We start from the raw sequence: 19,803 nt of genomic DNA, 5'->3' as shown, positions 1-19,803 counted from the left end.
CGTATTCTTCATAAATTACCCGGGGCGTCACCCTAGCTGCATCAACTTAACTGAAACTGAATTGCCATCATTGATGCATTTACACTTCATTCCTGTGCACACACCCTGCAAAAAATCGAGACCGGTATGACCGCCATCCACATCAAATTCCCTGCCCTGACCCTCAAGGCCGGCCCACGAGCCTTTACGCGGATTCGCGAAAACGGCTTGAGCGCCCTGGAGGTCGGCACGCTACCCGGCGCCGCCGGCGGACCGAAAGCGTTGGGGATTCAAGGTCTGGACCTGGCGCTGTTCGGCCAGTGGCTACCGGCCGCACCGCGCGAGCGCTCGTTGATCGGCGCCTCGGTGGGCTCCTGGCGCTTCGCCAGTGCCTGTTTGCCGGACGCCGCCGAAGGCATCAGACGCCTCGGTGAGTTGTACAACGCGCAGAGCTTTGCCAAGGGCATGAGCATGGCGCTGATCAGCCAGAGCTCGCGGCGCATGCTGCATGACTTGCTCGACGGGCACGATGCGCGGCTGCTGGACAACCCGCTCTATCGGCTGAACATCATGGTTGTGAAAAGCCACGGCCTGCTCGCCGACGACCATCGCGGACGGCTCGGGCTGGGTTTGTCATCGGTGATCGCCGACAACTTGCGCGGGCGCTCACGGTTGTCGCGACACTTCGAACGGCTGATCGTGCATGACCCACGCCTGGCGCCACCGCTCAACACGCTGAATGACTTCCCGTCGCGTTTCGTCCCGCTGAACGCCGACAACTTGCGTCAGGCCTTGCTCGCGTCGGGCTCGATCCCGATGGTCATGGAAGGCGTACGAGACCTGCCCGGTGCAGGCGCCGGGACTTTTCGCGATGGCGGCTTGCTGGATTACCACCTCGACTTGCCGTACAGCGGTGACGACATCGTGCTCTACCCGCATTTCACCGATCGGGTGATTCCCGGCTGGTTCGACAAAACCCTGCCATGGCGACGCGGCAATTCCGGGCGTTTGCAGGATGTGCTGCTGATGGCGCCGTCGAAGGCCTACCTGTCGCGCCTGCCCTACGGCAAATTACCCGACCGGAACGACTTCAAGCGCTTCATGGATGACCCGGCCAGCCGCCAGAGATACTGGAAAACCGCCATGGACGAGAGCCAGCGGCTCGGCGACGAGTTCCTCGAACTGACTGCCAGCGGGCGTTTGGGCGAGCAGCTGTTGACCCTTTAGTCAGTGTTTTCCCGCAACCCCGAACCCAAGCTGTTAAACTCGCGATCTGCCCCATCGCCGCGGGCGATAGCCACCTGACAGAGCTCAAACCACTGTGGAAATCTTCAAAGAGTTTACCTTCGAATCCGCCCACCGCCTGCCTCACGTCCCGGAAGGTCACAAGTGCGGCCGCCTGCACGGTCACTCGTTCAAAGTGGCGATTCACCTGAGCGGCGACCTCGATCCGCACACTGGCTGGATCCGCGATTTCTCGGAAATCAAGGCGATCTTCAAGCCGCTCTACGAGCGCCTGGACCACAACTACCTGAACGATATTCCCGGCCTGGAAAACCCGACCAGCGAAGTCCTGGCCAAGTGGATCTGGAATGAGTTGAAGCCATTGCTGCCGGAACTCAGCGCGATTCGCATCCACGAAACCTGCACCAGCGGTTGCATCTACCACGGCGAATAAGCCTGGGGATCAAAAAAACCACCGAGACCGGTGGTTTTTTTATGCCTATGATTCAGGCATTCACTGACGCTATCGATCGAGAAAAGGACCCGTCCCCATGCACATCATCAACGCCCGCCTGCGCAACCATGAAGGCCTGCATGAGCTGCACCTGGAAAACGGCCTGATCGCCAACATCGCCCGTCAGACCGAAGCCCCGACCCTCGGCCCCGAAGACCTCGATGCAGGTGGCAATCTGGTGGTGCCGCCTTTCGTCGAGCCACACATCCACCTCGATGCGACGCTGACCGCCGGCGAACCGCGCTGGAACATGAGTGGCACGTTGTTCGAAGGCATTGAATGCTGGGGCGAGCGCAAGGCGACCATCACCGCTGAAGACACCAAGACCCGCGCCAAAAAGACCATCAGCGCCCTCGCCGCCCACGGCATCCAGCATGTGCGCACCCACGTCGACGTTACTGACCCGCAGTTGACCGCGCTCAAGGCAATGCTTGAAGTGCGTGAAGAGAGTCGACACCTGATCGACCTGCAAATCGTCGCCTTCCCTCAGGAAGGCATCGAGTCCTATCGCAATGGCCGCGATTTGATGGAGGAAGCCATTCTCCTCGGTGCCGATGTGATTGGCGGGATTCCGCATTTCGAGTACACCCGCGATCAAGGTGTCAGTTCGGTGAAATTCCTGATGGACCTGGCCGAGCGCACCGACTGCCTGGTGGATGTGCATTGCGACGAAACCGACGACCCGCATTCGCGTTTTCTTGAAGTGCTGGCCGAAGAAGCGCGCAGCCGTGACATGGGTTCACGGGTGACCGCCAGTCACACCACGGCCATGGGCTCCTACGACAACGCTTACTGCGCCAAGCTCTTTCGCTTGCTCGGGCATTCGGGGATCAGTTTTGTTTCCTGTCCGACCGAAAGCATTCACCTGCAGGGGCGCTTCGACACGTTCCCGAAACGCCGAGGTGTTACCCGGGTCAACGAGTTGCTGGAAGCCGGGATGAACGTGTGTTTCGGCCAGGACTCGATCGTCGACCCGTGGTATCCGCTGGGCAACGGCAACATCCTGCGGGTGCTCGAAGCCGGACTGCACATCTGCCACATGCTTGGTTACCGCAACCTGCAAACCGCGCTGGACCTGGTGACCGACAACAGCGCCAAGGCCATGGCCCTGGGTGATCGCTATGGGCTGGAGCCAGGACGTCCGGCGAACTTGCTGATTCTGTCGGCGGACAGCGATTACGAAGTGATCCGCAGCCAGGGCTTGCCGCTGTACTCGATTCGTGGCGGGAAAGTGTTGATGAAGCGGCAGATGCCGGTGGTCGAGTTTTTTGGCTGACCGGGCTTGCCCGCGATGGCGATTTCAAAATCAGGACATCAACCGCGCCGTCCCGAACAAACTGACCCGACTGAGTTCGCCACCCTGCTCTTCGAGCAACACCGGCGCCGTACCACCGGGCATAACCACCGCCACAGTCCCTGCCGTCACCCAACCGACACTCCACGCCGCGCAAGCCACCGCGCTGGCGCTGGTGCCGGACGACGCGGTCGGGCCTTCCCCACGTTCGAAGACCCGAGCAGCAATTCGACGCTCGGACTCCAGCCTCGCCCATTGCAGATTGACGCCCGCCGCACAAGGCTCGCCAGTCCCGCACGGTGGCGCAAAAGCGATGCGCGTGAGGTCAGTCGACAACCCGGGTTCGCGCATCTGCTCATTACTCGGCAACGCCTCGGCATCCGCCACCAGCGTCACACAATGGGGATTGCCGATCCGCACGAACTGACTGTGAGCCCAAAGCGGATTCAGCCGCGCGAGCATCGGCAGATGGCTCAACTCACGTTGATTCAATGTCCGCGCCTCGACCGCCTGAGCCCCCAGCGCATTCGGCCCGAAGGCCGGTTTCCCCAGGTCCAGCCAGAAACCCTGTACGCCGTCGACCTGCGCAGGCGTTACCGAGGTTTCGACAGGCGACACGGCACCGCCTTTGTCATGGTGAACCTTGAGCAGGCAACGCTCGTGCGCCGGCATCAAGCCCTGTTCAGTCAGCGCCTGGGCAAAAATCGTCAAGCCATTGCCACTGCGCTCGGCCAACGTCCCGTCGGTGTTGACGATCAACAGGTCAAACGGTGGCGCAGCCTGAAACGGGCCGACCAGCAAGCCATCCGAACAATGCTCCTTGGCACCGGCCGGTTGGGTGCCCGGGGCCCAACTGCAAAACGCCTGGATGGCCGCAAGCGTCCAGTCGGCGCGCTGTTTAGCTGCCAGAGCGGCCTGATCAGGCAGTTCAATACCCTGTTGGCGCAGTGTTTCAGGCGCCACAACCGCGTAGATATTCCCGCGAGCATCGTAAAACGTCGTCATGCAATGATCCTGAACCCGGCCAGAAAGGAACCGTTACTTTAGGCCCCGGCGCTCCGGATCGCACGTATTCAGCAGCGATGATTTACAGCAACCTGCAGGCAATCAGCGACTCGCAAACCGGCTCCAGCGCAGCCTGTATCGCCCGATGAAAATGTTGCAGCGCCGGCTCGTTTTTACCGAAGGTCAAATGCTCCTGAGCCCCGGACGTGAAGCCTTTCTGCAGATGTTCACTGAGCTTGAAGTCTTCACCGTCTACCGTATCGATCAGCAGCGCCATATTCTTGTCCCAGAACTTACGCTCGCGCTCAGTCGTTGCAGCCCGTGGGGTATAGAGTGAAACCTCGGCCACACACTGGTCCACAGCCCCTGATCTGGATGGGAAGGCCCGCCAGATCTCAAGGTGATCGCCCTGCCAGAGTAAAAGCGTGTTGGGGAACAGCAGGTAGATGACGAGCGAATGCTTGAGCAAATTCCAGCGGTCCTCGGGACTGTCACGCATCTGGAGGATCGAACGCCGCGGCATGATCAACCGGGCGTTAAGGCCAAAGGCCTCGAACTGGCTGATAGCCGGCAAAAATATCGATAAGACCGTTGCCCGGTGCACAAACGGGAAATGCCAGTTTTCAAGAAAGGTATCAATCACGATTTTCCAGTTGAACGACCGGTGCAGGAGGCGCGTTTCATAGTGCGCAAAACGCTGGAAATCGTACCCGGCGAGCTCATCATTCAGCGCGCCCCATCGAGCGTCGATATTGATCGTCATTCCCGGGGTTGGATGTACCCAGATCAAGCCATTGCGTTCGACCACCGACAACGCGACCAGATTGCGCTCGGTACGCTCCAGGCCATCAAAGCCGCCTGAAGGAGCCAGCTGTACAAGCTTGCCGTGCAAATCGTAGGTCCAGCCGTGATAGGGACAGGACAGCACGGATGCCAAACGACCAGTGCCTTCCAGCAGTTTCGCCCCGCGATGCCGGCAGACATTGATGAAGGCGTTCAATCTGCCCTCTGCGGTTCGCACAACCACTATGGGCACACCAGACAAATCATCAGTCAAATAATCGCCCGGGTGAACCAGCCGGCAACTCAGCCCCATCAGCAACGGCCGCGCCCGAAACAACGCACGTTGCTCACGTTCCAATTGCTGCGCGCAGGTGTAAGACGACACCGGGTTCAACGACACCGAGTCCGCCATGCTGGTACCCCGTTCGTCGATCAGGCTGAAAATTTTTCTTGAAAGGGAAACCTGCGTTTGATGATCCATCATCGACTCCCGGTACTGGAGAAACGCAGACTCTTCTTGAGTCAGCGCGATGAAGCAGGCTTTGTTCTATGCGCAAAAACCGTCGCCGTAAACTGTAAGAAGTAACAGGTGCTTGTACGGTCGGCCTCGCCGGACTGCACCTGATATGCAAGGATGTTGCACTTTGCGCAGCGCCATAGGCGGCAACAGCCTGCAGGATGGGCGCTGGCGTTTTGGCCAAGGACTTTCATGACTGCCATCAACACCCAAACCCCACTCATCCCCGGGCGCCTCGAACAGATGTCGACGCGCATCGCCTTCTTTATTGCAGGCTTCGGCGTCGCCGCGTGGGCGCCGCTGGTGCCTTACGCCAAAGCCCGGGCCGGGCTCGATGACGGCACGCTCGGCTTGTTGTTGCTGTGCCTGGGAGTCGGTTCGATTCTGGCGATGCCGATGGCCGGTATGCTGGCCTCGCGCTTCGGCTGTCGACGGGTGCTCAGTGGCGGCACGCTGTTGATCTGCCTGGCACTGCCGCTGCTGGCGACGGTGTCGTCGATCCCGCTGCTGATCGCTGCGCTGTTCCTGTTCGGGGCCGGGTTGGGCACGGTGGATTCGACGGTAAACCTGCAAGCGGTGATCGTCGAGCGCGCCAGCGGCAAGACCATGATGTCGGGCTTTCACGGCTTGTTCAGCCTCGGCGGGATCGTTGGCGCGGCCGGTGTCAGCGCCCTGCTCGGCCTGGGTATTTCGCCGTTGGGCGCGACCTTGGTGGTGATCGTGTTTCTGCTGGTGTCGTTGCTCAAGGCTGCGCCCCATCTGTTGCCCTACGGCAGCGAAAGCTCGGGACCGGCGTTCGCCATTCCCCATGGCGTGGTGCTGTTTATCGGCAGCCTGTGCTTTATCGTGTTCCTGGCCGAAGGCGCGGTGCTGGACTGGAGCGCGGTGTTCCTGACCTCAGAGCGTGAGCTCGACACCGCGTATGCCGGACTGGGCTATGCCGCGTTCGCCTTGACCATGACGGTCGGACGGCTGATGGGCGATGCCATCGTGCATCAGCTGGGGGCCACGCGCGTGATCGTGTTTGGCGGTTTGACCGCGGCTGCCGGTTTGCTGCTGGCAACATTGGCACCGGCCTGGGAAGCCGCGCTGATCGGTTATGCGCTGGTCGGGGTCGGGTGCTCGAACATCGTGCCGGTGCTGTACACCGCTGTCGGCAAACAGAACGTCATGCCGGAAAACATCGCCGTGCCCGCCATCACGACATTGGGGTATGCGGGCATTCTGGCCGGGCCTGCGGTGATCGGCTTTATCGCCCATGGCAGCAGCTTGAGCTTTGCCTTCGGGTTGATCGCGGTGTTGCTGCTGGCGGTGGCAGTCGGTGGCAAGGCGTTGAAGGTTTGAATCAATAAAGCAAAAGATCGCAGCCTGCGATCTTTCACACCATCACCCGCCACAATGCACTGGCGGGTGAGGTGAACTGAACAGCCGGCTGTTTAAAAACGCAGCGTGGCACCCGTGGCAAGCCACCGTTCACGGTCGTTGTTCAGGTGGCGTCCGACCACCAGATCGATATCAACCTTTTTTCCCAGATGCAGACGAGGTCCGGCCTGCCAGCCCTGATCTGCACCCTGCTGGCCGAAGCGTTCGGCAATCAGCGTCAGGGATTCGGCCAGCGCGTACTCAACGCCTGTGCCCCAGGTCCAACTGCGTTTCTGTCTGCCGTCGTCGTATTCATGGGTCCAGCCGGTGCTGACGTTCAGGCGCAACGACTCGACAGGCTGATACGTCATGGGCAGGGTCAGGTCGGCGCCATCGAAGGAGTGGCGGCGGTTGAGGGCAAAGTTCGCGCCTGCGGCAAGGGCCACTTCCAGTCCCAGATCCTCATCGCTGAACACCTGCGCCTTGATCTTCGGGCTGACCTGGGTCTCCCTGTCGCCATCGTCGTGGCCGTGGGACACCGCGGCGCCGAACTGCACCGAGGGCAGCGCCTTGAACGTGCAGTCCTGGGACAGCTCCGTTTCATGGTTCGATTGTTGGTGGCGCTGGCTTTTGTACCAGACGTCGACGTTGCATTCGCCGGGGGCATTGATCGAACCGTCGTCGACCACATAGGGGCCACCGGCGGCATGGGCTTTGGACGACAGTGTCAGCAGGAGGGAGACGCCAACGGCCACTCCGACAAACACCAGGTTTTGCCGCATGACCCCGCGTTTGTGGGGAGACAGATCTTGAAGAAAAGCAGTGAATGAACCGGCCTCAACGGCCTGCGCAGTGATTTTCGAGTGGGCGGTCCGGACGGTGCGGCAAGGTGTGTAGTTTGGCATGATCGACCTTGAATACTTGTTCACGCAAATGCTCCTCATGCCTATAACGAGGAGGGTTTGCGACGGCTAAAGTTAATGTCTTCAACAATAAGGCAGTGCTCGGGCGTTGAGAGTTACAACTAGGTTCTTCGGTCATCTTCGACGCTCCTGATCTTTCATTAACGGCCATGACGAGGCACGACTACCCAACTTGGCCGGACAGAATTAGTTTCAAATTATGACAACTTTATTTCATCCGAAAACGTCTGCTACCGGCAACCAAGCCTGCCTTGAAACCCATACAGACCGCCACCAACAGCGTTCACTATCAAAAAACCAGTTACACACACTGACACACATCACGAAACATCAGCACACTTATTTCTGATAGGCGCACGCACAAACAAACACTACCCAAGTGCTTGATCAGCGATATCTTCTCAACTAAATAGTCGTTCTTCGGATGCGCCAGAGTATATCCACCGAGTTACTGACTTGTCCGCACTCAACAGAGAACGCGCACTGTTTTCTGAATGATGTTCAGGTAGCCGACAGAAATAATAAGTGAACTTATTAGTTACCGCAGTCGAAAGCAAAGCCCCCCTCCTGTTGCCAGGAGAGGGGCTTTGTCGTTAGCGCAGGCCAGTGATACCGATCACCGGCCTGATCCGGTTTAGAGGCTTTTCTCGTCGATACCGGCTTGCAGCACCTGAGTCTCGTAATGGCCACCGGCGCTCAGCGGGCCGAGGTTGAACTTGCGATCCTTGGCCGTGGCGGCGTCAGGCGTTTGGGTGAGTTCGTCCTTGGCGCCGGTCGCCAGGTTGACCGCAGACTTGGACAGATTGAGGCCAACATCGGCTCGGTAGTCGCTGCCGCTGAGGCTGGTACTGGTGACCCTGGAGCCACCCAGATCCACTGAGCCTTCCTTGGCAGAAATCCGTGCGCCGGTCAGTTGTGTTTCTCCGCCGACCCGAAGGTCGACACCTTGGCTGCCGCTGATGCCGGACGCCTGGGTAACGCTGTTTTTGCTGGTGTGGCTGACGTCAAGGTACAGCGTCGGGGTGTACGAGGTTTCACCGCTCTTGTCGCCGAACAGCGCGCTTTGGGTCGCGTCGGCGACCTTGCTGCCGGCGGAGTCTTTCGCGTTGAGCGAGTAACTGCCACTGCGGGTCAGTGAGTCCTTGGCCGAAGCCAGACCCTCAACACTTTTGTCGACGGCGGTTTCCAGCTTACCGCGATGGCTGTCGAATGCCTCCTGGGCCTTGCCCTCAACCTTGTCCTTGAGCGGGCCGGTAGTCTTGGCCAGTTTGCCGACGGCGCCTGGCTGATTCTTCTCTGCATTCAAACGCAGATCGATGCCGACCTTGACGCTGCTCTCATGGTCTTGACGGCTTTCAACCGTGAGATCTCCGCCAACCTGGCCGCTGACTTGTTTGGCGTCGATGCGGGCACCGGCCAACCGGGTGTCACCAGCGCTGTTCAGCACCACGCTGTCAGCCTGGATATGGCTGTTGTTCTGGGTAGTGCTGTTGCGGTTGTCGACGTCGATTTTCGCTCGCGCGTCGAAGCCGTGGCCGCTCTTGGCAACGTCCTGATCGTTAGTCGCCGACGGCGTGGACTTGCTCGCATTACCGCCAGCGCCGAGGGTCAGTCCCCAGTTGTTGATGGCCTGAGTCGATTGCGCTGACTCCTGATAGATCCCGCCTCGTTGTGCATCAAGGGTCACGCTTGGCGCATTGACCTGAGTGCCTTGCAGGTGGATGGCATCAGCAGCGCTGGAGCCGCTGCTCAGCAGCACCGGCCCCTGACTGTTCAGGCTGCCACCCTTCAGGCTCTGGCTGTTTTCACCTACCCGACCGATGTTGAAATTGGCACTCAGGTTGCCATTCAAGCCGCTGCTTTTCTCGGTGCTGCTTTTACCGCCACCGAGATTGAGGCCACCGCCCAGATTGCTGCCATTGGCGCTGTGAGTGTCCGTCGCAGCTTGCAGATCGAGCTTGCCGCCGGCGTTCAGCGAGATATCAGCCGCCTTGTTCACCACCGTGCCGATGGTGGTGCCTTGCAGCACTTGATCACCGCCACTGCTCAACTGCACCGGACCTTTGCCCTGAATACTCGCGACCCGGGCCTGGCTGTCGTCGGTCTGGTTGGCCTTGTGATCGAGTTGGAAACCGGCGCCCAGATTGACGTTGCTGCCTTCGGCACCGGGGTTGGTGCCGACCGTCAGCGAGCCATCGCCACGCAGGCTGGAAGTGCTGCTGCTCTGATGGTCATTGGCCTGATTCAGCGCCAGATTGCCGCCGGTCTTGATCGCCACACCGCCCTGCCCGCCGTCGAACTGACTGCCTTCGTACTGGCCGTCACCCCGCAGATCGATCTTCACGCCCTGATTGCCGACATAGCTGCCAACCACAGCTTTGGAGCTGGTCTCGGAAGTCTGGCGGCTACCGCCCGCCCCGCTGCCGCGCACGTTCACGTCTTCGCCGGTGGTGGTGTAGACACGAACGCCGACCTTGGCATCCACCGCTTGCTCGCTGCTGCTGTGAGTGTTGGCGGCCGCCGTCGCGACCTGACTGTCAGCCTTGATCGTCAACGCGCCGTCGGTTGCACGGTATTGGCTGCCCTGATCCTTCAATTCACCGGCCACCTGAACACCAACCGCCCCGCCCTTGAACTGGCTGACCACAGCGTTGCTGTTTTGCTCGCTACGGCTGTTGTTCGAATGACCGACCTCGACATCGATGCCGACATTCGGCTGCGTCAGGTTATCCAGCAAACCCGGTTGCTGAACCTTGCTCTGGGCCACGCCTTCAATGGCTTTGGCAACAGGCCGGGCGATGCCTTTGTACTCGACGTTGGCACCGACATCGGCCGACCAGTTGTTCTCTTTGTGAGAACTGCTGTCGGTGTTATTGGCAGCCTGATTGTCGACCCGCCCCGCCGTGACCTGAAGCGTCGAACCGGCGGCAACCTGCGCGCCCTGAGTGGTCAGCGTGCCGTTGCCGGCGTTGATCTGCAGCTTGCCGCTGCTCTCGACGCCCGTGGTGCGAGCGGTGGTTTTGGCGGTGCTGTCCTGACTGCTGCTGTGGGCGAAATCGACGCCACTGCCGGCGCGATCCAGACCACCGGTGTAATAGAAACCGCCGCCATTACTGGTGGTATCCGTGGCGCTTGAGGTGCTGTCGTGTTCAGCCAACAGCGCAACGTTCTGCCCACTGAGGCTGACATCACCGGCACTGGCTTTGACGTTGGCGCCTTTGAGCGTCAGGTCGCCGCCCGCCGTCAGTTCGACGTTGGCGCCGGTCAGACTCGATCCCTGCTGACGGGTTTCATTGGCGGTGGTGGTTTGTTGTTTGTCTTCATAGTGAATGCCGGCGCGGTACTGACCGGCGCCTGGCGCGTTTTCCCTGGCGTAAGCGTCGAAACCACGATTCTGGCTCGAGGTGCTGCTGTCGGAAGTGTTCTGGGCCGAGCTGACTGTCAACTTGCCCGTCGCGTCCGCACTCAGCGAACCACCGGCCGAGACCGTGGCGCCGACCACATCAATGTCCTTGGCGCTTTTGAGCGCAAGGTTACTGTCGGAGCTCAGCTGGCTGTTGACGGTGGTGCTGCCCTTGAGGTTCTGGCGGTTTTCGTCCTTGGCAATGCCAAAGAATTTGCTGTCCTTGTCATGGCTGTTGCTGTGCGAGGTGTTCTGCACGCCATCGATAGTCAGCGAGCCTTTGTCACTGATGACGCTGGCCTCGGTCCGGCCACGCACCTGACTGCCGCTGATGCGCACGCCGTCAGCCTTGACGATCAACTTGCCGTCGGCGTTGATCTTGCTGCCCTGGTTCAGGGTCTTGCCCTGATCGGCATCGCCGGTCTTGCCGAAGAACCCGCCACCGACCAGATCGCCCGAATAACCGTTCTTGCTGCTGCGTTGCGTACGGCTGGCGCTGCTGATGTCGACCTGTTTGCCAGCAAGGTGAATGTCGCCCTTGCTGCTCAGCTCTGCGCCTTGGGAGGACAACAGCTCGCCGCTGCTGATCGCGATGTTCTTGCCGGCCTTCAACTGGCTGGTGACGCTGCGTTGCTCTTCGCTGCTGTTGTTCCAATCGGCTTTCCACAGGTGCTTGCGGTGGTTGCCCTGATCGGTCTGGGTGCGGGTTTCGGTCGCCGCCGTCAGGCGCACATCAGCACCGCTGTCGACCTTCAGGGTTTCGCCGGCCTCAACCTTGGCGGCCTTGAGTTCGGTGCTGGCACCGGACGAGAGTTCGGCATTGCGACTGGCCACGACCTGGCTGCCGTGCTGGCGCGAGTCACTGTCGGTCTGGGTCCGGTCGTAGGTTTCCCACGTGATGCCAATGGTGCTGTTATTCCAGTTCTCACGTTTCTCCTGAAGCTTGCGCGCTTCGACGCTGCTCAGCGTGAGGTTACGCCCGGCATCGAGCTTGACGTTGCGGCCACTGACATCCGCCGCCGCCAAGGTCAGGTCCTTGTCACCGCGCAACGCAACATCACCCTGGCTGCTGCGTACCGCGCTGCGAGTGACGTCGAGACTGTTGGGCAGTGCCTGGCCACTGATCTGCAAGTCACCCGCGGACTGGATTTTCACGCCGTCACGGCCTTCAACCTGGACCGGGCCGACCCGCACACCCGCGCCTTCGGCGGTGCTGACAATGTTGATGCGTCCGGCCTGCATGGCACCGAACAGGCTGGCATCAATGCGCGAATCCTGAGTGTTGCCGGCCGGGTCGACGTTGCGCACCTGACCGCTCGCGTAATCCAGCTGATTGCGGCCGGCAGTCAGGTTCAATTGGTCGCGCGCATCGATGCGGCCCTGGCTGTCGATGCGCGGGGCGATCAGGTTGATGCTGCCTTCGCGGTTCGTCAGGCCCTGGCCCTGGATCTGCAAATTGCCGGTGGCGTCACGGGTGTTGAGCCCCTGCAATTTACCGTCGTTCAGCTCGGGACGACCGACCACCAGGTTGGCATTCGGAGTGTTGATGAAGCTGCCGCCATTGACCGAGATACCGTTCGGGTTGGCCAGCACGTAGTCGGCCGGGCGCCCGAAAATCTCCTGCGCGCCGTTGACGGCCGAGGCGTTACGGCTGATCACTTCGTTGAGGATCACGCTCGCTGCCTGACCCTGAAACTGCGGGTTGGCGGCCAATTGCCCGGCGAGTTGCGACTGCCCGGCTTGCAGGGCGTTGTTCAACACCAGCCCCTGCCGGTCGACGTTGTAATCGAGAAACTGGTTATGCGACAGACCGCCGCCATTGGGCGCAACGATGTTGACGATCGGTACACCGGCCTGATTTTGCAGCTGCGGGGTGCCGCCCGGACCGGGGGCGACCGTCAAGCCACCGGCAAGCGCCTGAGGCAGTTGGGCAACGAGAAACAGGCTGGCAATCGCCCAACGCAACTTGCCCCGAGGGGAAAGGTGAAACGCGAACTTTTCTATCGGCATGAGAACCTCTCAATAAATGGGCTGAATCCAGTTGCGCGTTGGGGAGTACGCCGCTGCTGTCGCGCTCAGATATCGCGGCTGTTTCAGGCTGTCGGGGATGGCGGTTTTCATATCTGCAGGCCCAGGCGCATCAGCCAGGTTTCGGGCTCCTGGACAAACCCCTTGGGTGTGTTGAGGCTGCGTTGGTAATCGATGTCGACTTGCAGGTTTTTCCAGCTCAGGTTGAGCCCGGCGCTGGCACCGCTCAGCCGTTGGCCTTGAGCGTCGTGATCGGCCTTGAGCCAACCGTTGTCCAGGCCCAGGCGCGGGGTGATTTGCACCGGCAGGCCGCTGTTGAGTGGCAAGCGCAAGGTGTTGCGCCAGATCGCTCCGGTGGCGCCGGATGCGCTGTTCTCTCGGTAGCCACGAACAGCGGAGTCGTCGGTGCCCAGCAGTTGTTCGATGGCGGGCAGCGGATCGGGGCTGTATTGCAGCGAGAGCTGGCTCTGCCACTGCCAGGCTTGCCCGGCGAACTGGCCATTGCGCCACTGATTGAGGTTCGCGCGGTATTTGCGAAATTGCGCCTTGGGCAGGTTGCTGTTCTGGCGCTGAGCATCGTCGTCCGCCCCCAACCAACGCAGCCCCTGGGCATAGTTGATGTCGAGGTTCCACACCGCGCTGTTGAGCCAGAACAGGTTCAACCCGGCTTCGGCCACAGTCAGCGTCGGGCTCTGAATGCCGAGGCGAATGTTCTCCAGATAACTGTCGACGTCCTTGTGCGCCAGTTGCAGGCTGGCGCTGAGCTGATGCCCCTGATCACGCCACAACACACGGTCGGCGCGCAGGCTGAGCTGGTCGGTCAACCCGCGGCTATACAGCGTGGTGCTGCTGAGTTTGAACGGCGCGCGGTATTCGGCATGGCTGGCGAACAGGCTGTACGTCCAGTAACCGTACGGAATGGCGTAATACAGGCTGGCGTTGCGGCTATATCGCGGGCCGTGATTGAGGGTGTCGCTGAGATTGATGCTGAGCAAATCGTTGAGCTGCAACGGGCTGTCCAGACTCAGGCTCAAGGTGTCGCGATCACGCCCGGTGCTGGCGCTGCCGAGGTTGTCCAGGCCCAGCCCCAAGGCCCAGCGCGAGGCTGCGCTGCTGCGAGAACGCAAAATGATCCGCGAGGCACCGGGCTGGCTGCCGGGGGCGATGTCGGCCGTCAGATCGAGTGAGCGCAAGCGGTTCAACTGATCCAGGCCCTGCTCCAGATCGCGCAGGTTCAGCGGCTTGCCGAGCATGCCGGGAAAGACCCCGCCCAGTGCGACCGGCAAGCTCTGATCCTGCAGTTCGATGGACTCGACGTAACCTTCATCGACCCGGATATCCAGCGACTGACCGGCCGCCGGGGCGCTGACCAGGTACGGTCGACTGGCGATGTAACCGGCATCCACATACAAGCGGGTGATGGTCGCCAGCAGATGATTGATCTGGCCAACCCCCATGCACGAAGCGATCTGCGGCTTGAGTTGCTCATTCAGTTCACGGCGGTTCAACAAGGTGACGCCGCCAATGCGCGTCCCGCTCAAGGGCCAGCAACGTTCATCGGCAGTGACCTGCGCGGGCAACGCCGGAGTACTTGGCGCCGGTCCAAAGCTGCCGCGTTGCAATTGGCGGCGACGTTGTTCCAGTTGCAGTTGTTGCAGATCGCGTTGTTGCTGCTGTTGCTGACGCAGCCCTTCCTGGCCGAGTGCCGAGGGTTCTGCAGCCTGGAGCGCAGCGATGCTCAGGCTCAGCAGCGCGGCCAACAAACGTGGAAAGAAGGGGGTGGAAAAACGCGGAACAACGGAAAGCGAAAACGCCACTCAACATCCTTGCATTCGATTAACTGGCCTAATGCCACGCTATCAATTGGCGTGATAGTCAAACCCTGACTACACAAATGCAAGACGTTGCCTACGTCGTATTTAATAATTAAACATCACTACAGTTTTTGCCGATCAGGCCGTACGCGTTCATCCACCCGCTCAAAAACACTGCCAGAACCCCACACATCAACAGCGTCCCACCCAAAAATTGGCTCCAGGCCGCAAGCATCAGACCACTGCCGATCAACAGGTAATACATCAAGCCAAACAGCGCACCGGCAGTACCCAATCGATCGCCATAACCGGTCAACGCTGAGCCGAGGATATTCGGTATCGCCATCCCGAATGCCAGGACCACCAACAGCATCGGCGCGAGAAACCAGACGCTGCTGTGCAATCCCAGTACACCCAGCGCGCCGAGCAATGCCACCACGGCCGCAATGCCGATCAGTTGCGTACCCTTCACGCCGCGCTTGAGCAAATGTTTGTTCAACGCCGCCCCCAACCCCGATCCCAGCGCCAGGACCACACCGCTATAGCCGAACAATTCAGGACCCAATCCCAAACGCTGAAACTCAAAGGGCCCCAGGCTGTAATAGCTGAACAGAGCGATGTTGAACACTGCCACCAATAACGCAGCACGCCAGATCGCCATGTCTTGCAGCATCTGCCGCAAGGTAGCGAACAATGGTGGTATCGAGACGTTGTCCGGTCGGGTTTCCGGCAAGGTCCAGGCGCTCCAGCCGAACAGGATCAATGCCAGTATCAGCAGGCAAACCAATACGCCTCGATAGCCAAACCCGCTGACCAGGCTGGTGCCGATAAACAGACCCAACGCCGGACTGATCGCCAGCGCCATGCCGACCATCGAAAACACTCGGACCAGCGCCGGGCCACTGAAGCAGTCGCGCAACAGGGTTTGCGTCACTACCGAACCGACCGCTGCACCGAAGGCCGCCAGCGCTTGCGCCGCCAGCAGACCACTGAAAGTACTGACACCCAGCGCCATGACCGAGGCCAAGGCATACAACGCCAAACCGGCGAGCATCGCCGGTCGCCGACCGATGCGATCACAAAGCCGCCCCCACACCACTACACCTGCAGCGAACGCCAGGAAATACACCGACAGGACCTGCGCAGCGGCTGCGGACGTCACTTCAAATGCCTGGCCAATATCGGCCAGCGCAGGGCTGTAGAGGGTTTGCGCGACCTGCCCGAACATCAACAAGGCAACGGCCAGGGGTAACAGGTTGTTTGAATTCATGACGGCTTACTCACCAAGAAGGACTGGCGGTGATTTTAAGGAGCCGTCACTGACGTATTATCCAGATCTTGACAACAAACCACTAAAATCGGACAACCTTATGGCCTGGCTTGAAGCACAAACCTCCTTCGACCCGGACACTCATGAGGCCGATGTCATCGGCATTGCCGCAAGCCTGGGCGACCACGACTCGGGCCTGCACCAGCATCAGCGCGGGCAATTGCTGTTCACCCGCCGGGGCTGCACCCGGATTACCCTGGCCGACCAGCTCTGCCTGTTACCGCCATCGCGCGCGGCATGGATTCCACCACGAGTACGCCATCGTGCGGTGATGCAACAGAGCGTCGACTACCGGTCCATTTACCTGACGCCGCCACTCTCGACTCAATTACCCCATCAGGTCTGCGTGATCGAGGTCAGCCCATTGCTGCGTGCGGTATTGGAGCCGATCGCCATGGCCCCGTTCGACACAGACTGGCGTCAGGGCAAATTCGTGCATTTGCTCGGGCTGTGCCTGAGTGAAATCCGCGAAGCCATCCACCAGCCGATGCTGCTGCCCTTGCCTCGGGATAAACGCCTGGCGCCGTTGCTGAGCGTCCCCGAACAACTGCCGCCGCAATTGCAGGTATTGGCGACAAGGGTCGGCGCCAGCAGCAAAACCATCGGGCGGATTTTCCAGCGGGAAACCGGCATGGGTTATCAGCAGTGGCGACAGCAGTGGCGACTGATGCGCGCCATCGAACTGCTCGCTACCGGTCGCAACATCAGTTACAGCGCTTTTGAACTGGGCTTTGCCAGCGACAGCGTGTTCATCGCCTTTTTCAAGGCCATGACCGGCAAGACGCCAGGCACTTATTTCAAATGATCATCGGCAACCGACGAGCGGCCGGAAAAATCATTTGTCAGAAAATATTACTTGCATCATATTATGATCGTAATAACGACTGCTACCCCACAGGGGATTGCCATGACCAGCCTGAACGCCGTTGATCCTTCCCTTGCCGTGCAACCTGCGCGCCCTCCTCTGCTCAAGCGCTTACTGCTCGCCGTTGCGGGCCTCATTGCCCTGGCGTTGATCGCCCTCTACGGTTCGCACTGGTGGACCAGCGGCCGCTTCATCGAAGAAACCGACGACGCCTACATCGGTGGCGACGTGACGGTGATCGGGCCGAAAGTCGCCGGTTATGTCGAAGAAGTGCTGGTGACCGACAACCAACGCGTCAAGGCTGGCGACCTGCTGATCCGCCTTGATTCACGCGACTATCGCGCCAGCCTGGCCAAGGCCGAAGGGGCCGTTGCCGCGCAAGAAGCGCTGCTGGCCAATCTCGATGCCACGGAGCAATTGCAGCATGCGGTGATCGGCCAGGCGCGTGCCGGGATCGATGCCGCAGGCGCGGAAACCGCCCGCTCGCGGGATGACAATGCCCGCTACAAGAAGCTGGTCGGCAGTAATGCAGTGTCGGTGGAAAGTGCGCAACGCGCCGATGCCACCTTCAAGACGGCTCAAGCGCAGAGTGCCCGGGCACAGGCCGAGTTGCTCGCGACACAACGGCAGCTGGACGTGATCGCCACTCGCAAGCAACAAGCCAAGGCGGCGTTGATGCAGGCGCGTGCCGAACGTGATTTGGCCCAGCTGAACCTCGGCTACACCGAACTGCGCGCGCCGGTCGACGGGGTGATCGGCAACCGTCGGGCGCGGGTTGGCGCCTATGCCCAGGCCGGTTCGCAACTGCTCTCGGTGGTGCCGGCCAGCGGACTCTGGGTCGATGCCAACTTCAAGGAAGATCAGCTCGCGCACATGGTGCCGGGGCAGCGCGTGAGCATTCATGCCGACGTGCTTTCGGGCCGCGAATTCCATGGCCATCTGGACAGCCTGGCGCCAGCCACTGGCGCGCAGTTCAGTGTGTTGCCACCGGAAAACGCCACCGGCAACTTCACCAAAATCGTCCAGCGAGTGCCGGTGCGGATCCTCCTCGATCCGTCCGACGGCGTACTCGGCCAGTTGCGTCCGGGGCTGTCGGTGACCGCATCGGTTGATACCAAAACCGCACCCAAGGAATCAACCGTTGCCATAACCCAGGCCAGCGCACCATGAGCCGCGCCCTCACCGCCCAGGCAGTACCGTTCAATGCCGCGAACATGGCGACGGCGACCAAAGTGTTTGCCTTCGCTACCATGTGCATCGGCATGTTCATCGCGCTGCTGGATATCCAGATTGTTTCAGCCTCGCTGCGTGACATCGGCGGCGGACTTTCGGCCGGCACCGACGAAACCGCCTGGGTGCAAACCAGCTACCTGATCGCTGAAATCATCGTGATTCCGCTGTCAGGGTGGTTGTCGCGGGTGTTTTCCACCCGTTGGCTGTTCTGCGCTTCGGCCGTCGGTTTCACCCTCGCCAGCCTGCTCTGCGGCGCGGCCTGGAACATCCAGAGCATGATCGCCTTCCGGGCCCTGCAAGGTTTTCTTGGCGGCTCGATGATCCCGCTGGTGTTCACCACGGCATTCTTTTTCTTCACCGGCAAACAACGGGTGATCGCTGCCGCGACCATCGGCGCAGTGGCCTCATTGGCGCCGACCTTGGGGCCGGTGATTGGCGGCTGGATCACCGACGTGTCGTCCTGGCACTGGCTGTTCTACATCAACCTGGTGCCGGGGATTTTCGTCGCCGTCGCGGTGCCGATGCTGGTGAAAATCGACCAGCCGGAATTGTCCCTGCTCAAGGGCGCGGATTACCTGAGCATGGTGTTCATGGCGCTGTTTCTCGGTTGCCTGGAATACACCCTGGAGGAAGGTCCGCGCTGGAACTGGTTCAGCGACCAGACGATTCTGACCACCGCGTGGATTTCCGGGCTGGCAGGCTTGGCATTCATCGGCCGGAGCTTGCACGTGGCCAACCCGATCGTTGATCTGCGGGCGCTGAAAGACCGCAACTTTGCCCTCGGCTGCTTCTTTTCATTCGTCACCGGGATCGGCCTGTTCGCGACCATTTACCTGACACCGCTGTTTCTCGGTCGGGTACGCGGGTATGGCGCACTGGACATTGGTCTGGCGGTGTTTTCCACCGGGGTGTTCCAGATCATGGCGATTCCGCTGTATGCCTTTCTGGCCAACCGCGTCGACCTGCGCTGGATCATGATGACCGGCCTTGGGCTGTTCGCATTGTCGATGTGGGACTTCAGCCCGATCACCCATGACTGGGGCGCGCGGGAGTTGATACTGCCGCAAGCGTTGCGCGGGATTGCCCAGCAATTGGCGGTGCCACCGGCGGTGACGCTGACCCTGGGCGGGCTGGCCCCGGCGCGGTTGAAGCATGCGTCGGGGTTGTTCAACCTGATGCGCAACCTGGGAGGTGCGATCGGCATCGCCGCCTGCGCGACGATCCTCAATGACCGCACCAACCTGCACTTCACGCGACTGGCCGAGCACCTCAACAGCAGCAATGAAGCCCTGAACCAGTGGTTGTCACAGGTCGGCAGCAACTTCGCCACCCAGGGTCAGAGCGGCGACGCGGGCGTGACTGCCAGCCTGCACCAACTGTGGCTGCTGACCTACCGCGAAGCGCAGACGCAAACCTATGGCGATGCGTTTTTGATGATCATGCTGTGCTTTATCGTCGCCACCGCCATGGTGCCACTGATGCGCAAGGTGGCACCGCCCACGGCGCCCGTGGCCGATCACTGAGGCGCT

At 60.7% G+C, this 19,803-nt stretch carries 13 protein-coding genes; 7 read left to right on the top strand and 6 right to left on the bottom strand.

The window, feature by feature from the left end; all coding sequences use genetic code 11:
- Positions 1-126: 126 nt before the first annotated feature.
- The 3 genes from KRR23_RS15975 to codA all read left to right on the top strand — a co-directional run bounded on the left by KRR23_RS15975 (position 127) and on the right by codA (position 2,993).
- A complete protein-coding gene (locus tag KRR23_RS15975; protein WP_216743294.1) occupies positions 127-1,206 on the top strand; it encodes a patatin-like phospholipase family protein in 1,080 nt (359 codons plus the stop codon).
- A gap of 94 nt (positions 1,207-1,300) precedes the next feature.
- A complete protein-coding gene (gene queD, locus KRR23_RS15970) occupies positions 1,301-1,657 on the top strand; it encodes a 6-carboxytetrahydropterin synthase QueD (protein WP_019692825.1) in 357 nt (118 codons plus the stop codon).
- 97 nt (positions 1,658-1,754) lie between these two features.
- The gene (codA, locus tag KRR23_RS15965; RefSeq protein ID WP_216743293.1) at positions 1,755-2,993 is read left to right on the top strand and encodes a cytosine deaminase; all 1,239 of its coding nucleotides are present in this window, start codon (positions 1,755-1,757) and stop codon (positions 2,991-2,993) included.
- A gap of 30 nt (positions 2,994-3,023) precedes the next feature.
- On the opposite strand, the gene KRR23_RS15960 is transcribed toward codA, so the two are convergent.
- Together KRR23_RS15960 and KRR23_RS15955 are read right to left on the bottom strand one after the other, a co-directional pair.
- Entirely contained in the window at positions 3,024-4,016 is a 993-nt protein-coding gene (locus KRR23_RS15960) for a diaminopimelate epimerase (protein ID WP_216743292.1), read from the bottom strand.
- A gap of 82 nt (positions 4,017-4,098) precedes the next feature.
- Positions 4,099-5,280 carry an SRPBCC family protein gene (locus tag KRR23_RS15955; protein ID WP_216743291.1) on the bottom strand — a complete coding sequence of 394 codons (1,182 nt, stop codon included), beginning with the start codon at positions 5,278-5,280 and terminating at the stop codon, positions 4,099-4,101.
- 228 nt (positions 5,281-5,508) lie between these two features.
- Here KRR23_RS15955 and KRR23_RS15950 point away from each other — a divergent pair, with 228 nt between their 5' ends.
- A complete protein-coding gene (locus KRR23_RS15950; RefSeq protein WP_216743290.1) occupies positions 5,509-6,660 on the top strand; it encodes an MFS transporter in 1,152 nt (383 codons plus the stop codon).
- A gap of 92 nt (positions 6,661-6,752) precedes the next feature.
- Here KRR23_RS15950 and KRR23_RS15945 read toward each other — a convergent pair whose 3' ends face one another.
- The 4 genes from KRR23_RS15945 to KRR23_RS15930 all read right to left on the bottom strand — a co-directional run bounded on the left by KRR23_RS15945 (position 6,753) and on the right by KRR23_RS15930 (position 16,116).
- Positions 6,753-7,460 carry a transporter gene (locus KRR23_RS15945; protein ID WP_216743383.1) on the bottom strand — a complete coding sequence of 236 codons (708 nt, stop codon included), beginning with the start codon at positions 7,458-7,460 and terminating at the stop codon, positions 6,753-6,755.
- 775 nt (positions 7,461-8,235) lie between these two features.
- A complete protein-coding gene (locus tag KRR23_RS15940; protein ID WP_216743289.1) occupies positions 8,236-13,014 on the bottom strand; it encodes a hemagglutinin repeat-containing protein in 4,779 nt (1,592 codons plus the stop codon).
- 107 nt (positions 13,015-13,121) lie between these two features.
- Positions 13,122-14,792: a ShlB/FhaC/HecB family hemolysin secretion/activation protein gene (locus KRR23_RS15935; RefSeq protein WP_253912143.1), complete on the bottom strand. Its 1,671-nt coding sequence runs from the start codon at positions 14,790-14,792 to the stop codon at positions 13,122-13,124.
- Between the two features lie 166 nt (positions 14,793-14,958).
- Positions 14,959-16,116, bottom strand: coding sequence for an MFS transporter (locus tag KRR23_RS15930; RefSeq protein ID WP_216743287.1), 1,158 nt, complete (start codon positions 16,114-16,116; stop codon positions 14,959-14,961).
- A gap of 100 nt (positions 16,117-16,216) precedes the next feature.
- Here KRR23_RS15930 and KRR23_RS15925 point away from each other — a divergent pair, with 100 nt between their 5' ends.
- The 3 genes from KRR23_RS15925 (at position 16,217) to KRR23_RS15915 (ending at position 19,797) form a co-directional block, all read left to right on the top strand.
- Entirely contained in the window at positions 16,217-16,981 is a 765-nt protein-coding gene (locus KRR23_RS15925) for a helix-turn-helix transcriptional regulator (RefSeq protein WP_216743286.1), read from the top strand.
- 102 nt (positions 16,982-17,083) lie between these two features.
- Entirely contained in the window at positions 17,084-18,211 is a 1,128-nt protein-coding gene (locus KRR23_RS15920; protein WP_216743285.1) for an HlyD family secretion protein, read from the top strand.
- Positions 18,208-19,797 (top strand): DHA2 family efflux MFS transporter permease subunit, encoded by a 1,590-nt coding sequence (locus KRR23_RS15915; RefSeq protein WP_216743284.1) that lies wholly within the window; start codon positions 18,208-18,210, stop codon positions 19,795-19,797. Before KRR23_RS15920 ends, KRR23_RS15915 begins: the two co-directional genes overlap by 4 nt.
- The last annotated feature ends 6 nt before the right edge of the window (positions 19,798-19,803 follow it).

The sequence above is a fragment of the Pseudomonas sp. CVAP#3 genome, from assembly GCF_018986375.1.
Lineage (GTDB): Bacteria > Pseudomonadota > Gammaproteobacteria > Pseudomonadales > Pseudomonadaceae > Aquipseudomonas > Aquipseudomonas helvetica.
Note: the sequence above shows the minus strand (reverse complement) of the source record. Positions and strands in the feature narration are given on the sequence as shown.

What these genes read in the sequence shown, in the direction of transcription:
- KRR23_RS15940 (WP_216743289.1), bottom strand. Translation starts at nt 13,014, where the DNA reads ATGCCGATAGAAAAGTTCGCGTTTCACCTTTCCCCTCGGGGCAAGTTG.
- KRR23_RS15945 (WP_216743383.1), bottom strand. Translation starts at nt 7,460, where the DNA reads ATGCGGCAAAACCTGGTGTTTGTCGGAGTGGCCGTTGGCGTCTCCCTC.
- KRR23_RS15955 (WP_216743291.1), bottom strand. Translation starts at nt 5,280, where the DNA reads ATGGATCATCAAACGCAGGTTTCCCTTTCAAGAAAAATTTTCAGCCTG.
- KRR23_RS15920 (WP_216743285.1), top strand. Translation starts at nt 17,084, where the DNA reads ATGACCAGCCTGAACGCCGTTGATCCTTCCCTTGCCGTGCAACCTGCG.
- KRR23_RS15930 (WP_216743287.1), bottom strand. Translation starts at nt 16,116, where the DNA reads ATGAATTCAAACAACCTGTTACCCCTGGCCGTTGCCTTGTTGATGTTC.
- KRR23_RS15915 (WP_216743284.1), top strand. Translation starts at nt 18,208, where the DNA reads ATGAGCCGCGCCCTCACCGCCCAGGCAGTACCGTTCAATGCCGCGAAC.
- KRR23_RS15975 (WP_216743294.1), top strand. Translation starts at nt 127, where the DNA reads ATGACCGCCATCCACATCAAATTCCCTGCCCTGACCCTCAAGGCCGGC.
- codA (WP_216743293.1), top strand. Translation starts at nt 1,755, where the DNA reads ATGCACATCATCAACGCCCGCCTGCGCAACCATGAAGGCCTGCATGAG.
- KRR23_RS15960 (WP_216743292.1), bottom strand. Translation starts at nt 4,016, where the DNA reads ATGACGACGTTTTACGATGCTCGCGGGAATATCTACGCGGTTGTGGCG.
- KRR23_RS15950 (WP_216743290.1), top strand. Translation starts at nt 5,509, where the DNA reads ATGACTGCCATCAACACCCAAACCCCACTCATCCCCGGGCGCCTCGAA.
- KRR23_RS15925 (WP_216743286.1), top strand. Translation starts at nt 16,217, where the DNA reads ATGGCCTGGCTTGAAGCACAAACCTCCTTCGACCCGGACACTCATGAG.